Origin of the sequence: Paraherbaspirillum soli (assembly GCF_042654985.1) — a bacterium.
Taxonomy (GTDB): domain Bacteria; phylum Pseudomonadota; class Gammaproteobacteria; order Burkholderiales; family Burkholderiaceae_D; genus Paraherbaspirillum; species Paraherbaspirillum soli.
Window position 1 is genome coordinate 502,190 of sequence record NZ_JBHSMT010000013.1, and the last position, 14,181, is coordinate 516,370.

The 14,181-nt window shown below is 57.4% G+C and carries 11 protein-coding genes and 1 tRNA gene; 6 read left to right on the forward strand and 6 right to left on the reverse strand.

The genetic code is table 11. The annotated features are described in order from the left end of the window. Position 1 precedes the first annotated feature (1 nt). From ACFPM8_RS09890 to serS, 4 genes are all read right to left on the reverse strand, one after another. Positions 2 to 445 (reverse strand): hypothetical protein, encoded by a 444-nt coding sequence (locus tag ACFPM8_RS09890; protein WP_378997340.1) that lies wholly within the window; start codon positions 443 to 445, stop codon positions 2 to 4. A gap of 49 nt (positions 446 to 494) precedes the next feature. After that, the gene (locus ACFPM8_RS09895) at positions 495 to 779 is read right to left on the reverse strand and encodes a hypothetical protein (protein ID WP_378997341.1); all 285 of its coding nucleotides are present in this window, start codon (positions 777 to 779) and stop codon (positions 495 to 497) included. Positions 780 to 1,437: 658 nt separating this feature from the next. Next, positions 1,438 to 1,527, reverse strand: a tRNA-Ser gene (locus ACFPM8_RS09900). 119 nt (positions 1,528 to 1,646) lie between these two features. After that, on the reverse strand, positions 1,647 to 2,948 hold the full coding sequence (gene serS, locus ACFPM8_RS09905) for a serine--tRNA ligase (RefSeq protein ID WP_378997342.1): 1,302 nt from the start codon (positions 2,946 to 2,948) through the stop codon (positions 1,647 to 1,649). 150 nt (positions 2,949 to 3,098) lie between these two features. On the opposite strand from serS, the gene ACFPM8_RS09910 reads away from it, so the two are divergent. Then, a complete protein-coding gene (locus ACFPM8_RS09910; protein ID WP_378997343.1) occupies positions 3,099 to 3,566 on the forward strand; it encodes an Lrp/AsnC family transcriptional regulator in 468 nt (155 codons plus the stop codon). Between the two features lie 75 nt (positions 3,567 to 3,641). On the opposite strand, the gene metC is transcribed toward ACFPM8_RS09910, so the two are convergent. Next, positions 3,642 to 4,856 (reverse strand): cystathionine beta-lyase, encoded by a 1,215-nt coding sequence (gene metC, locus ACFPM8_RS09915; protein ID WP_378997344.1) that lies wholly within the window; start codon positions 4,854 to 4,856, stop codon positions 3,642 to 3,644. Between the two features lie 470 nt (positions 4,857 to 5,326). Between metC and ilvD the strand changes: the two genes are divergently transcribed. The 5 genes from ilvD (at position 5,327) to ACFPM8_RS09940 (ending at position 13,519) form a co-directional block, all read left to right on the forward strand. Further along, positions 5,327 to 7,201, forward strand: a complete 1,875-nt coding sequence (gene ilvD, locus ACFPM8_RS09920) for a dihydroxy-acid dehydratase (RefSeq protein ID WP_378997345.1) — start codon at positions 5,327 to 5,329, stop codon at positions 7,199 to 7,201. A 263-nt stretch (positions 7,202 to 7,464) separates the two neighbouring features. Beyond that, complete coding sequence (locus ACFPM8_RS09925) at positions 7,465 to 8,742, forward strand: TIGR03862 family flavoprotein (RefSeq protein WP_378997346.1); 1,278 nt, start codon at positions 7,465 to 7,467, stop codon at positions 8,740 to 8,742. Between the two features lie 4 nt (positions 8,743 to 8,746). Continuing rightward, positions 8,747 to 9,682, forward strand: coding sequence for a hypothetical protein (locus tag ACFPM8_RS09930; protein ID WP_378997347.1), 936 nt, complete (start codon positions 8,747 to 8,749; stop codon positions 9,680 to 9,682). 199 nt (positions 9,683 to 9,881) lie between these two features. Next, positions 9,882 to 12,539, forward strand: coding sequence for a DNA mismatch repair protein MutS (gene mutS, locus ACFPM8_RS09935; protein ID WP_378997348.1), 2,658 nt, complete (start codon positions 9,882 to 9,884; stop codon positions 12,537 to 12,539). A 56-nt stretch (positions 12,540 to 12,595) separates the two neighbouring features. After that, the gene (locus tag ACFPM8_RS09940; RefSeq protein WP_378997349.1) at positions 12,596 to 13,519 is read left to right on the forward strand and encodes a hypothetical protein; all 924 of its coding nucleotides are present in this window, start codon (positions 12,596 to 12,598) and stop codon (positions 13,517 to 13,519) included. Between the two features lie 102 nt (positions 13,520 to 13,621). Here the strand turns inward: ACFPM8_RS09940 and ACFPM8_RS09945 are convergent, their stop codons facing one another. Then, positions 13,622 to 14,167, reverse strand: a complete 546-nt coding sequence (locus ACFPM8_RS09945; protein ID WP_378997350.1) for an FKBP-type peptidyl-prolyl cis-trans isomerase — start codon at positions 14,165 to 14,167, stop codon at positions 13,622 to 13,624. Between the last annotated feature and the right edge of the window lie 14 nt (positions 14,168 to 14,181).

Sequence of the window (14,181 nt, forward strand, 5' to 3'; positions counted from 1 at the left end):
CTTATTGCGAAAGCTTGGATTGATGTAGTAGCGCCTCACCTGCGGCATTTGGTACAAATGCCAACATCTTTCCCGAGGCAACCAAGGCATAGCCTGTCGACTCGGCGACCACCTTAACGCTGGTACCGACCGACACACCAAGCTGCTTCACCAAGGAGGCGCTTGTTTTAAGCACCGCCTTGCTGCCATTAACCGTATTTTCCACAACGATCTCAACGCTATTGCCGGCAACCATTGTCACGCCTGCGATAATAAATGCCGCCCCTGTAACAAAGAAGGCGCTAGCTGCAATAGGCCCGCCTTTGACGGATGCGAGTGGTGATCCCGCAATGCTGGCGGCTCCACTGCCAATGGCTTTACTACCGTCTTGTATATCAGCGTGTGATGCCAGTGGGATAAGTGAAACAAATATCGCAATTGCAAAACGCATGTTGTTAAGGGTCATATTTATTCTCAAATGGGTAAGGTACGAGGCTTCTTAGTCGAAAGGAAATTTACTGCTGACTACTTTTAGGCTTGAGAAATTTACGACGTACAAAGAAAGCCACTCCGACACTCACGCCAAAGATAATTATTTGGAATACCCAGGCCAATAAAAAGGGCCGCTGGGAGAGCATCGCGCTTATGGCATAGGTATTCAATACAAGCACACAGCCCACACTTGCAAATGCAACCAGAAAAAATCCGATTAGCATCCAAAATAATCTGTTTTTCTCAGCCGATCGAGCAGATCTGAAATACCAAACAGCTACGAACAAGCCCGTGATTGCATACAGCATATGATTCTTCTTCCGTGCGCCAACCGCTTTCCTAAACTAAGCAATTAACCGCGCAACAAAAAAGCCCGCCGAAGCGAGCTTTGATAATTACCAATACAGGAGCTGATTCTCGGGACCCAGTTCTATTTGAAAAGTGGCCCCTACGAGAAGCGAATCAACTCTTGTATTGGCAGTCACGTCTTGCATGGACGTAACAGACGACGAACGCATCATATGCTGAGCTTACATGCAGCGCAAGAATTTATTTTTGCCCCTTGCTGATTACAAGCAGCAGATCGATCTGTCCGCGCCTGGCCACTGTTAGCCGTTGCACGCCCGACTGAAGGAGGAATTAGGTAGGTTTCTCAGCATACGTTCGTAACTCCCAAGTTCCGCAACGATCCGCCTCACGAAGCGATTAGGGGAGCTTGTTCAGTGAATTTTTATTGCGGAATTAACCTGCACACCCTACTGCCGGCCGCGTACCCGGTCATAACGACTCGCACAGCAATAGCCATTGGGTGATCGATACGTACAGCGCTGGGGAAAATCGGCAAACGATCAGCCTGATGTCAAAAAAATCCCCTCAGAAAAGAAAAACGCCACCGATTAGGGTGGCGTTTAATTTTTTACTGCTCGCTAAAATCACATATAACTGATGGATCTTAAGCGTGATTCTTGGCGGAGAGGGTGGGATTCGAACCCACGGTACGATTTAACGTACGCTTGATTTCGAGTCAAGTACATTCGACCACTCTGCCACCTCTCCGGTTTTCGGTCGACTTGCTGAAGTTACTGCAGCAAAGCGCAAGATTGTAGCAGACTCTTTTTAATTTTGGAATCCCTTTTTTATCACGCAATGCTGCAACAATCGGCGGCATCAAATACTTAGGCGCTCAACCGGGTAATGCCGCCCATATAGGGATGCAGCACTGCCGGAATTTCTACGCTGCCGTCGGCTTGCTGATAATTCTCCAGCAGCGCGACCAGTGTCCGCCCTACCGCCAGACCGGAGCCATTGAGGGTGTGGACCAACTCAGGCTTGCCCTGGGCATTGCGGAAGCGGGCTTGCATGCGGCGTGCCTGGAATGCTTCGCAATTGGATACCGACGAAATCTCGCGGTAAGTGTTTTGTGCCGGCAGCCACACTTCGAGATCGTAAGTTTTGGCGGCGCCGAATCCCATGTCGCCAGTGCATAGCGAAACCACGCGGTATGGCAGCCCGAGCTTCTTCAAAATGTTTTCGGCGTGAGCGACCATTTCTTCCAGCGCTTCATACGATTTCTCCGGATGCACGATTTGCACCATTTCAACCTTGTCGAACTGGTGCTGGCGAATCATGCCGCGCGTATCGCGGCCGTAGCTGCCGGCTTCCGAACGGAAGCATGGCGAATGTGCGGTCATTTTGAGCGGCAGGGTTTCGCCGGCGACGATTTCATCGCGCACGGTATTGGTCAACGGCACTTCGGCGGTCGGGATCAAATACAACGCCGCACTGTCGGCAACTTGCTCAGCCTCCTGGCCGCCTTTTTTTACCGCGAACAAATCTTCTTCAAACTTCGGCAACTGGCCGGTGCCGCGCAGCGAATCGGCATTCACGATGTAAGGCGTATAGCACTCGGTGTAACCGTGCTCGGCGGTATGCGTGTCCAGCATGAATTGCGCCAGCGCCCGGTGCAGGCGGGCGATGCCACCTTTCAGCACGGCGAAACGCGAACCGGTCAATTTGGCAGCGACGTCGAAATCCAGGCCCAGCGCGCCGCCGACATCGACGTGATCGCGCACTTCGAAATCGAAGCTGCGCGGGGTGCCAACTTTGCGTACTTCGATGTTGCCGGATTCATCCTGGCCGACCGGGACCGATTCATGCGGCAGATTCGGCACTGCCAGCAGGAACGCGCTGACCTGCTCCTGCACCTGGTCCAGCCGGCTTGCCGATGCCTTCAGCTCGTCGCCGATGCCGGCGACTTCCGCCATCACCGCGGAGGCATCTTCGCCCTTCCCTTTCAGCATGCCGATCTGTTTGGATAGCGTATTGCGCCGGCCTTGCAGTTCTTCAGTACGGGTCTGGATTTGCTTGCGCTCGGCTTCCAATGCATTAAAGCCGTTGACGTCGAGCTGGAATTTGCGCGTAGCCAGACGGTCGGCAACGGAGGCGATGTCTTTGCGAAGAAGTTGAATATCGATCATGGGCTTAATTGGACAAATAAATAAGCCGCCATTGTACCAAGCTCAATGGGCATTACGACGACCGCCGCCGGTTCGGATTTCAACATTCGATGGCAAGACCGTATGATGGCGATTGTGCGAACCTGTAGGCACTCCTTAATCAAGCCAATCATGGACAAAATAGACAAACAAATCCTCGCCATCCTGCAAGAGGATGCGAACGTACCGGTCGCAGAAATCGCCGAGAAAGTTAACCTTTCATCTACGCCATGCTGGCGCCGCATTCAGAAACTGGAAGAAGACGGGGTCATCATGCGCAGAGTCGCGCTGCTCGACGCCGACAAGTTGAACGTCGGCGTCACGGTGTTCGTGCTGATCAAGACCAATCAGCACAACGCCACCTGGTATGAACAATTCAGCAATACGGTAAAGATGATTCCCGAGGTGGTCGAGTTTTACCGAATGAGCGGCAACATTGATTATCTGCTGCGGGTGGTGGTGCCGAATATCGCCGGCTACGATGCGGTGTATCAAAAACTGACCCAATCGAGCGCCCTGTTCGACGTCAATGCAAGCTTCGCAATGGAGCAAATCAAACACACCACCGCCCTGCCGCTGGGCTATGCCAATCTCACATGAAAAAACGGATCAAGATCGGCAATGATCTTGATCCGTTTTGGTCGGTTTTGATCCGGCAAATTGCGTCGCGTAAAACTACAGCGCCTGCCCCATCTTCTCGAATGCCTGCCCCATGTCGCTGATCAGATCGTCAATATTTTCAAGACCGACATGGACCCTGATCAACGGGTTTTGATAAGTCGTGGCTGAAGCAACACGGGTTGGCGGTTTATCCAGCGGCAGCGCCAGGCTTTCGAAACCGCCCCATGACAAGCCGATGCCGAACAATTGCAGGCTGTCGAAAAACTTGCACAGCGCGGCACGGCCGACCGGCTTCAATTCAATCGTGAACAGGCCGCTGGCGCCAAGGAAGTCGCGCGACCACAAGCGATATCCCGGGTCGGACGGCAACGCCGGATGCAGCACGCTTTCGACCAGCGGCTGGGTGCGCAGATATTCGGCCAGCTGGATCCCGCTTTCCCAATGCTGACGCAGGCGCACCGCCATGCTGCGCATACCGCGCAAGGCCAGATAGATATCGTCGGGACCGGCAGTTTGACCGAAATCATGGGCACCCTGCTTCAGGATCGGCCAGCTGCGCTCGTTGGCGCTGGCCACGCCCAGCAATGCGTCCGAGTGGCCGACGATGTATTTGGTGGCGGCGTGGATCGAGACATCGACGCCATGTTCGAACGGTTTGAAATACAGCGGCGTGGCCCAGGTGTTATCCAGCAGCACAAAGGCGCCGGCCTTATGCGCCTCCTCGGCAATTGCCGGAATATCCTGCACTTCAAAAGTCCATGACCCCGGCGACTCGACAAACACCACGCGGGTGTTCGGCCGCATCAGGGTCCGGATCTCGCCGCCGATCAAGGGATCGAAAAACTCGACCTCGATTCCCATCCGCCGCAATACATGATCGGCAAAAGTACGGGTCGGGCCATAGACACTGTCGGTCATCAGCACGTGATCGCCGCTTTTGACAAAGGCCATCAGGCTATGGGTGCAGGCCGACAGCCCGGACGGAAATACCAGCGCGTTGTGACCGCCTTCGAGGGTGGTGATCGCCTGCTCGAACGAGCGCGTGGTCGGAGTGCCGAAACGGCCATAGTTCGCCATCGGATTGTCCACCTGGCGGCTGGCTTCCCAATCCTCCAGATTGTCGGCAATGATGGTCGAGCCGCGGAATACCGGCGTATTCACCATCCCGCTAAAACGCGACGGCTCGCGTCCGGCGTGCACCAGCTGGGTGTCGGCATGGGTGCTCGCAGCTTGCGCTGGAGACGAAACTGAAGAAATATCGGAAGACATGAAAAGCACCCCATCTGAACTGCACGGCGACATTGCCAAGCTCTAGTTTAATAATGGTGGAGCGAAAAATTATCGCAATTTGTGCTGAAAATTCGCATATCCATAGAATATTTTTCCAATGTTTCACAAGATCAAGCAATTTCAATGTCAAATAACTATCAACTGATAACTTTAAGCAATACTCCTCTTTCCCGCCGACTAATATGCAATGCATATTAATATCCAACAAATCATATATTTGACATGGCGTTATGGCCAAGGCACTCTAGCAGCCTGTCGGGCTTAGGAGTAATCGGCTGCAAAAACGCCTGAGCGGTCCATATTTCACCAATATTTTTTCCAATAGTCCCGCTATTGGAAAAAATATCGGCAAAATCTGTCCTCGCCCAGCCATTTTTTCGCTTCGATTCCCTAAGTCCGACAGGCTGCTAGCCACAGCGTTCAAGCCCATCATTCTGGAGAAGTCGATCATGCCGCAATATCGTTCCCGCACCACCACCCACGGCCGCAACATGGCTGGCGCTCGCGCACTGTGGCGCGCCACCGGCATGAAGGACGGCGACTTCGATAAGCCGATCATTGCGGTGGTCAATTCGTTTACTCAATTCGTCCCCGGCCACGTCCACCTGAAGGATCTGGGCCAAATGGTGGCACGCGAAATCGAAGCCGCAGGCGGCGTCGCCAAGGAGTTCAACACCATTGCGGTGGACGACGGCATTGCGATGGGTCACGGCGGCATGCTGTACTCGCTGCCGTCGCGCGAGCTGATCGCCGATTCGGTCGAATACATGGTCAACGCGCACTGTGCCGATGCCATGGTGTGCATCTCCAATTGCGACAAAATCACCCCCGGCATGTTGATGGCGGCGATGCGGCTGAACATCCCGGTGGTATTCGTTTCCGGCGGTCCGATGGAAGCCGGGAAATATCTCGACAAGTCAGCCGGACTGGCGGCCGGCGAACAAAAGATCGTCAAGATCGACCTGGTCGACGCCATGATCAAGGCCGGCGATTCCTCCGTCAGCGATGCCGACATTGCCGAAATCGAACGCTCGGCCTGTCCGACTTGCGGCTCCTGCTCCGGCATGTTTACCGCCAACTCGATGAATTGCCTGACCGAAGCGCTGGGGCTGGCACTGCCCGGCAACGGCACCATCCTCGCCACCCATGCCGACCGCAAGGAACTGTTCCTGCGCGCCGGACGGCTGATCGTCGAACTGGCCAAGCGCTATTACGAGCAGGACGACGTCTCGGTCCTGCCGCGCAGCATCGCCACCAAAGCTTCGTTTGAAAATGCAATGACTCTGGACGTCGCGATGGGCGGTTCGACCAACACGGTCCTGCATTTGCTGGCCGCGGCACAAGAAGCCGAAGTCGAATTCAAGATGGTCGACATCGACCGCATCTCGCGCCACGTGCCTTGCCTGTGCAAGGTGGCGCCGATGACCGACAAATATCATATCGAAGACGTGCATCGCGCCGGCGGCATCATCAGCATCCTGGGCGAGCTGGCCCGCGCAGACTTGCTAGACACCAGCCGGCCAACTATCCACAGCAAGACCCTGGCCGACGCCATCGCCGATAACGACATCACCCAAACCCGGAATCCTGCCGCCCACAAACTGTTTAGCGCCGCTCCCGGCGGCGTGCCGACACAGGTCGCGTTTTCGCAAGAAAAACGCTTCGCCAGTCTGGACATGGACCGCAGCAACGGCTGCATCCGCGACAAGGCCCATGCGTACTCGCAGGACGGCGGTTTGGCGGTGTTGCATGGCAATCTGGCGGAGAACGGCTGCATCGTCAAAACCGCCGGCGTCGACGAAAGCATCCTCAAGTTCACCGGCCGCGCCCGCGTGTTCGAAAGCCAGGACGATGCAGTGGAAGCCATCTTGGGCGACGTGGTCCAGGCCGGCGACGTCATCATCATTCGCTACGAAGGCCCGAAAGGCGGCCCCGGCATGCAGGAAATGCTGTACCCGACTTCCTACATCAAATCCAAGGGACTGGGCAAATCCTGCGCGTTGTTTACCGATGGCCGCTTCTCCGGTGGCTCATCGGGTCTGGTGATCGGTCACGCCTCGCCGGAAGCGGCCGAAGGCGGCGCGATCGGTCTGGTCGAAAACGGCGATACGATCGAGATCGACATCCCCGAACGCCGGATACACCTGAAAATCAGCGATGCAGAGCTGGCGCAACGGCGCGCCGCGATGGAAGCCAAAGGCAAGCACGCCTGGAAGCCGGTCGACCGCCAGCGTTACGTGTCACAGGCCTTGCAAGCCTATGCGGCGATGGCGACCTCGGCCGACCGCGGAGCGGTGCGCGATATCAGCCAGTTGAAGCGTTAATTGTCGTCATTGCAAACGTTGTCGCAGCGTTTGCAGACGCATCAAAGAGGCCGGAGCAATTCCGGCCTCTTTTTTATTGGGATGCACGCCAAGTAGGGCGGAAAAGCTCAGCGTTATCCGCCGTTTCAGCAATTTCAGCCACGGGAGGCACATCAAACGGCGGATAAGTTGGCAACTAAGGCTACGCTCATCCGCCCTACCCGATATGTTAAAGTTGCAAACCAATTTCCCGACCATCCCAATCACTTTAGTAGCGAATAGTTATGGCAGTTCCTGCAACGCCCTCCCTGGATCAGGCTTTCCCAGCAGTCAAAAAGGTAGTCGTCATCGGCGGCGGTCCCGCCGGCCTGATGGCGGCCGAGATATTGGCTGGCGGCGGCGTGCAGGTTGATCTGTTCGATGCCATGCCGTCGGTCGGCCGCAAGTTTTTGCTGGCCGGGAAAGGCGGCATGAACCTGACCCACTCCGAACCGTATGACGCGTTTCTATCCCGCTACGGCGCGCGCAGCCCGCAAATAGCGCCGTTGCTGGACCAGTTCGGACCGGATGCGCTGCGCGACTGGGTGCATGCACTGGGAATCGCCACTTTCATCGGCTCCTCGGGCCGGGTATTTCCGACCGATATGAAAGCGGCGCCTTTGCTGCGGGCCTGGCTGCAACGGTTGCGCCAGGCCGGGGTGCGTTTTCATATGCGGCATCGCTGGCAGGGCTGGACTGAAGATGGCGCACTGTCCTTTATCGCGCCGCAAGGACCGCAATCGGTGGATGCCGACGCGGTGCTGCTGGCGCTCGGCGGCGGCAGCTGGGCGCGGCTGGGTTCGGATGCCAAATGGGTGCCGCTGCTGACGCAACGTGCGATACCGGTGGCGCCGCTGTTAGCGAGCAATTGCGGTTTCGATGTCGGCTGGAGCGCGCATTTTCAAAGCCGCTTTGCCGGTCATTACCTGAAGTCGGTCGCCGTAACATGCACTCAAGCCTATGGCAGCGAATTACGCAAGCAAGGCGAATTCGTCATCAGCGCCGCCGGCATCGAAGGCAGTCTGGTGTATGCCTTGTCAGCCGGTTTGCGCGATCGCATCGTGGCGCACGGCAGCGCCGAGATCCATATCGATCTGCTGCCGGACTGGTCCTTGCAACGCGTGACCGATGAAGTGTCGCACCCGCGCGGCGCCCGCTCCTGGTCCAGCCATCTGCAAAGCCGTCTGGGATTGAAAGGCGTCAAAACCGGTTTGCTAAGGGAATTGGTTGCGGCCGCCGATTTTACCGATCCGGCACGGCTGGCCAAGGCCATCAAAGCCTTGCCGTTAACACTAGTCGCAACCCGTCCCATCGACGAAGCCATCAGCAGTGCCGGCGGCGTGCGCTTCGACGGCCTGGACCAACAATTAATGCTGCGTGCCATGCCTGGCGTATTTTGCGCCGGCGAGATGCTTGACTGGGAAGCGCCGACCGGCGGTTATTTGCTGACCGCGTGCTTTGCGTCCGGCCGCGCCGCCGCCAACGGCGTTTTAAGCTGGTTGCGGCAATGTGAGCGACGCTAGTAGCATGACGCCATCAACCATTTTGCAAGACAAGGCCGACACGATGACGGAAAGGAGTGCAAATCCTGGAATCGCTCAACGCACCAGCGATCGCCATCAGCCTCGCCGTCGCACTCCGGCCATTGTCGGCGCGCTGCTGACTGTCGCCATCCACGCGATCGGCATTTGGTATCTGCTCACCCAATTGCCGCAAGATATCAACTTGTCCCCAGCCGGAAATCAAGGGCAAGTAACCACCATCACCTTGACGCCGCAAGCTGCCAGCGCACCACAACAAACAAAATCGGCGCCGCCGGCAAAACCGAAACCGCAGCCACGCGCAAGGAGTGCACGCAGCGCACCTTCGAAGCCGTCCGCGATTCGCAAGCCGGTGGTCGCAGTCGCCCCGGAAACCGCCAGCGCAGTGCAACCGGACAGCGCCAAAAACACGCCGTCGCTGGAGGAAGATTTTTCCGCTCACGTCGACGCGGCACGCCGCCGCAGGGCCGCCGCCGAGGCGCAGGAGCGTTCATTGCAAGCCGACGAGACGCCAGCGGAAGAAGGCCAGGCGCCGGCATCCAATAGCATCGCGCTGGCCAATATCGCGGCGCAAAAGCGTTCGATGGGCATGGGTCCGGGCGAAACCGGCGGCCTGTTCAACCTGCGTCACATGGGCGCGCATGACGCCGAGTTCAGCTTCCAGGGATGGAGCCCGGATTACAGCAGGCGCGCGCTGCAAGTCATCCCGGTCGAACAAGGCAGCGAAGACAGCATTGAAATGGCCGTCGTCAATAAAATGATCGAGGTCATCCGCAAGATCAAGAAGCGGGATTTCATCTTCAAGTCAAACCGCCGCGACCGCGAATTTACGCTCAGTGCCAGACCGGAAGATACGGCCGAACTGCAACGTTTCCTGATGCGCGAATTCTTTCCTGACTATGCCCCCCAGCCGCGGCGATAAATTATTTATCCGTTGACACAATTGACGGCAGCGGAGCGGATTTAGCCTGATCTTCGACATACAATATCGCCTTTGTATGCGCAGGCGATTCAGCAATCACTTTGCAAAAAACATCCAATAATCAGACGCAATTCGAGGCGCAATTCGCCCCAGAAAGAAAATATCCAATGCAATCCATCATCAGCAAGCGAGTCGTTCAATGACGGCAGCCCCCCAAAAAGTTTCACCCGGCATGCAGCAGTATCTCGGCATCAAGGCCGACTATCCGGACACACTGGTGTTCTATCGGATGGGCGATTTTTACGAACTGTTTTTCGACGATGCCGAAAAAGCCGCGCGCCTGCTCGGCATCACGCTGACCTCGCGCGGCACCTATAACAACGCGCCGATCAAGATGTGCGGCGTGCCGTTTCATTCAGCCGATCAATATCTGGCAAAACTGATCAAGCTCGGCGAGTCGGTCGCGCTGTGCGAACAGATTGGCGACCCCGCCACCAGCAAAGGACCGGTCGACAGAAAAGTGCTGCGCGTGGTCACCCCCGGCACCTTGACCGACTCCAACCTGCTGCCGGAAAAATCCGACCAGCCGCTGCTGGCCCTGTACATCACACAACAACGCAAGACCGTGACGTTAGGGATGGCGTGGTTGTCGATGGCGAGCGGCGCGCTGAAAATGATGGAAACCAGTTGCGATCCGCAAACCCTGGACGCCCAGCTGAAGCAAGCGCTGGAACGGATTGCGCCAGCGGAAATCCTGGTGGCCGACATGGTCGACGCGATGCTGGCGAACGCCCTGGTGAATAAAGCCACCACCGTGCCCGAATGGCATTTCGACATCGCCCACGGCCAAAAGTCGCTGCTCGAACAACTGGCGGCCAGCACTTTGAGCGGCTTTGGCGCGGAAGGCCTGAGCGCCGCCATCGGCGCCGCCGGCGCCCTGTTGCGCTACGCCCAATCGACGCAGGGTAAGGGCTTGCAGCATGTGCGCGCGCTCACCGTCGAAACCGAAAATGAATTCATCGGCCTGGACGCCGCGACCCGCCGCAATCTCGAACTGACCGAAACGATACGCGGCCAGGACGCATCGTCCGGCGCGCCGACTTTGTTCTCCTTGCTGGACCACTGCCGTACCGCGATGGGCTCGCGTTTTTTACGGCATTGCCTGCATCACGCCAAACGCGATCAAGCCGTCGCCCGCGGCCGTCACGCCGCGATCGGCGCGTTGATCGCCGCCGATGCCGGCGCCGGGCTATCGAGCACGCTGGCCTCGGTACCGGATATCGAACGCATCACCGCACGGATCGCATTGCTGTCGGCCCGCCCGCGCGATCTAGCCGGTTTGCGCGACGGCTTGTTGCAGCTGGACGCTTTGCGCGCCGACCTTGCCATGTGCGGCAGCGACTCGCAAGCGCCGTTGTTGCAGGAGCTGCAAAATGCGCTGACGACGCCGGAGGACTGCCTGCAATTGATTCAAAGCGCGATTGCGGCCGAGCCTTCAACCATGGTGCGCGACGGCGGCGTGATTGCCACCGGCTACGACGCCGAGCTGGACGAGTTGCGCGCCTTGTCAGAAAACGCCGGGCAATTCCTGGTCGACCTGGAAACCCGCGAACGCGCCCGCACCGGCATCGCCAATCTGCGCGTCGAATACAACAAGGTGCACGGTTTTTATATCGAAGTCACGCACGGTCAGACCGACAAGGTGCCGGACGATTATCGCCGCCGCCAAACCCTGAAAAATGCCGAGCGCTACATCACACCAGAACTGAAAGCGTTTGAAGACAAGGCATTGTCGGCGCAGGAACGCGCGCTGATTCGGGAAAAATATCTTTACGAGCAAATACTGCAAGCACTGGCGCCGCATATCGGCACGCTGCAAAGCATCGCGCAGGCACTGGCGCAACTCGATACGCTGGTGGCATTGGCCGACCATGCGGCACGCCACGATTGGTGCGAACCGCAACTGGTGGCCGAACCGGCGCTGCGGATCGAGCAAGGACGCCATCCGGTGGTCGAGAAACAGATCGAACGCTTCATCGCCAACGACTGCCAGCTGTCGACCGAACGCAAGCTGCTGCTGATCACCGGCCCCAACATGGGCGGTAAATCGACCTTCATGCGGCAGGTTGCGCTGATCACCTTGCTGGCCTACGTCGGCAGCTATGTGCCGGCCGCCAGCGCAACCATCGGCCCGATCGACCGCATCTTTACCCGCATCGGCGCGGCCGACGATCTGGCCGGCGGCCGTTCGACCTTCATGGTCGAAATGACCGAGTCGGCGGCGATTCTGAACGGCGCCAGCGAGAACTCGCTGGTGCTGATGGATGAGGTGGGACGCGGCACCTCGACTTTCGACGGCCTGGCGCTGGCCTGGGCGATTGCCCGCCATTTGATTGAAGTCAGCCGCAGCTTCACGCTGTTTGCCACCCATTACTTCGAACTGACCCAACTGCCCGAACTGCACCCTTCCGCCGCCAACGTCCATTTGTCGGCGGTGGAACACAAGGACAGTATCGTGTTCCTGCACGCGGTGCAGGTCGGACCGGCCTCGCAAAGCTACGGTTTGCAAGTGGCGCAACTGGCCGGCGTGCCGTCGCCGGTGATTCGCGCCGCGCGCAAGCATCTGGCTTTGCTGGAGTCGCAATCGGTGCAGGCATCGCCGCAGTTCGATCTGTTTTCCCATCCGGTTGTAGATGCTACTGATGGCTTTAATCCTGCGGCCATGGATGGCGCTGCCGCTGCGCTGTCAAGCGAACTGATCGACGCCCTGGCGACGATTGATCCGGACGCGCTGACGCCGCGCGAAGCATTGGAACAGCTGTACCGGCTAAAGAAACTCACTGACGCACACGCATGAACGTTTTTTTTCGACTTGCTGCTAGCCGCACATTCGGACGCCCGGCGGCGGTCCGGATGGCCCTTTGGCTGGCGTTGGCCGCAGGTTCGGGCTGCGCTTTGGCCGACACCGGCAACTTCAGTTTCGGCGTGATCGGGCACGCGTTCCAAACCACGTCGGACGAGACCGCGTTGCGCAATGCGATCGCCGAAAGCGATGCCGACAACCTGGCGTTTGTGGTTGCCAACGGCATCAAATCGAGCAGCGAGCCATGCTCGGACAAGCTATATAGTCAACGCAAAGCATTATTGAGCAGCGCAAAAAACGGCCTGATCCTGTCGCTGACAGCCAGCGACTGGGTCTATTGCAAAACGGCTGGCGACCGTTCCGCCGCGATCGAGCGCCTGAACCGACTGCGCGAACTTTTCTTTGTCGATGATTTTTCATTTGGCGACAGCAAAATTCCGCTGATACGGCAGTCGACCTCGCCCAAGTTCCGCAGTTACGTCGAGAATGCGCGGTGGGAAATCGGCAACGTACTATTCGCCACGATCAATCTGCCCGCCAGCAATAATCATTATTTGTCCGAGGGTGGCCGCAACAGCGAATTTGAAGATCGGCAGATTGCCAATCGAGAGTGGTTGCAGCGGATCTTTTTGAATGCGATGCAGAAAAAATCGGATGCCATCGTCTTGTTTTGCGATGGCGATCCACTGGTGGCGCAGCGTCATCGCGTCTTTGACTTTAACGTCAAGCGCGACGGCTTTACCGAAATTCGTCAAAGAATCAACACGCTGGCATCCAGATTCAACGGCAAGGTATTGGTGATCCACGGACGTCCGGCCGGGCACGCCGCTACCGCGTCCGCGATCGTCTGGCAGCGCAATCTGGGCGATCTCGAAGTCGCCGGCGGCTGGATCAAACTGACCGTGGACACAGCGAATCCGCAGCTGTTCGAACTCGACAAGACTGCCGAGCAGACCAAGATTTCACGCAAGTAATATCTTTTCGCAGGATAAAAAAAGCCGCAGGCGATAAATTGCCTGCGGCTTTTTCATTTTCACGGTGCGCCGGAAAAAACTTATCCGGCGCATGCCGAAATTTTAGTGCAGCGGCTGGCTGCGGAAATGATCGTCGGCAGCTTCGTCGTCCAGATCGTCGTGGTGATGACCGTGGGCGCCATGCACGTGCTGATGGGCGATCTCTTCTTCGGAAGCTTCGCGCACTTCGGCAACTTCGAGATTGAAGCGCAAAGCAACGCCAGCCAGTGGGTGATTTCCATCCAGCACGACTTTGTCGTCAGCAATGTCAGTCACGGTAAAAATCAATCCATGCTCTTCATCTTCGTCATCGCCATCCGGCGCACCTTCAAATTGCATGCCCACTTCCAGCGGCGTCGGCAAGCGATTACGCGGCTCGATCTTGACCAGGTTCGCGTCGTACTCGCCAAATGCGTCTTCCGGCTCGACTTGCAGCTCGGTTTTGTAACCGGCTTCCTTGCCTTCCAGCGCTTCTTCGATTTTCGGCAGCGTGTTTTCGTAGCCGCCGTGCAAATACACCATAGGCTCGCTACCTTCTTCGATCAGATTGCCTTGGGCATCCGACAACTTGTAGCGCACGGTCACTACCGTATTTTTGGCAATCTTCATGATCATTCCTTTCA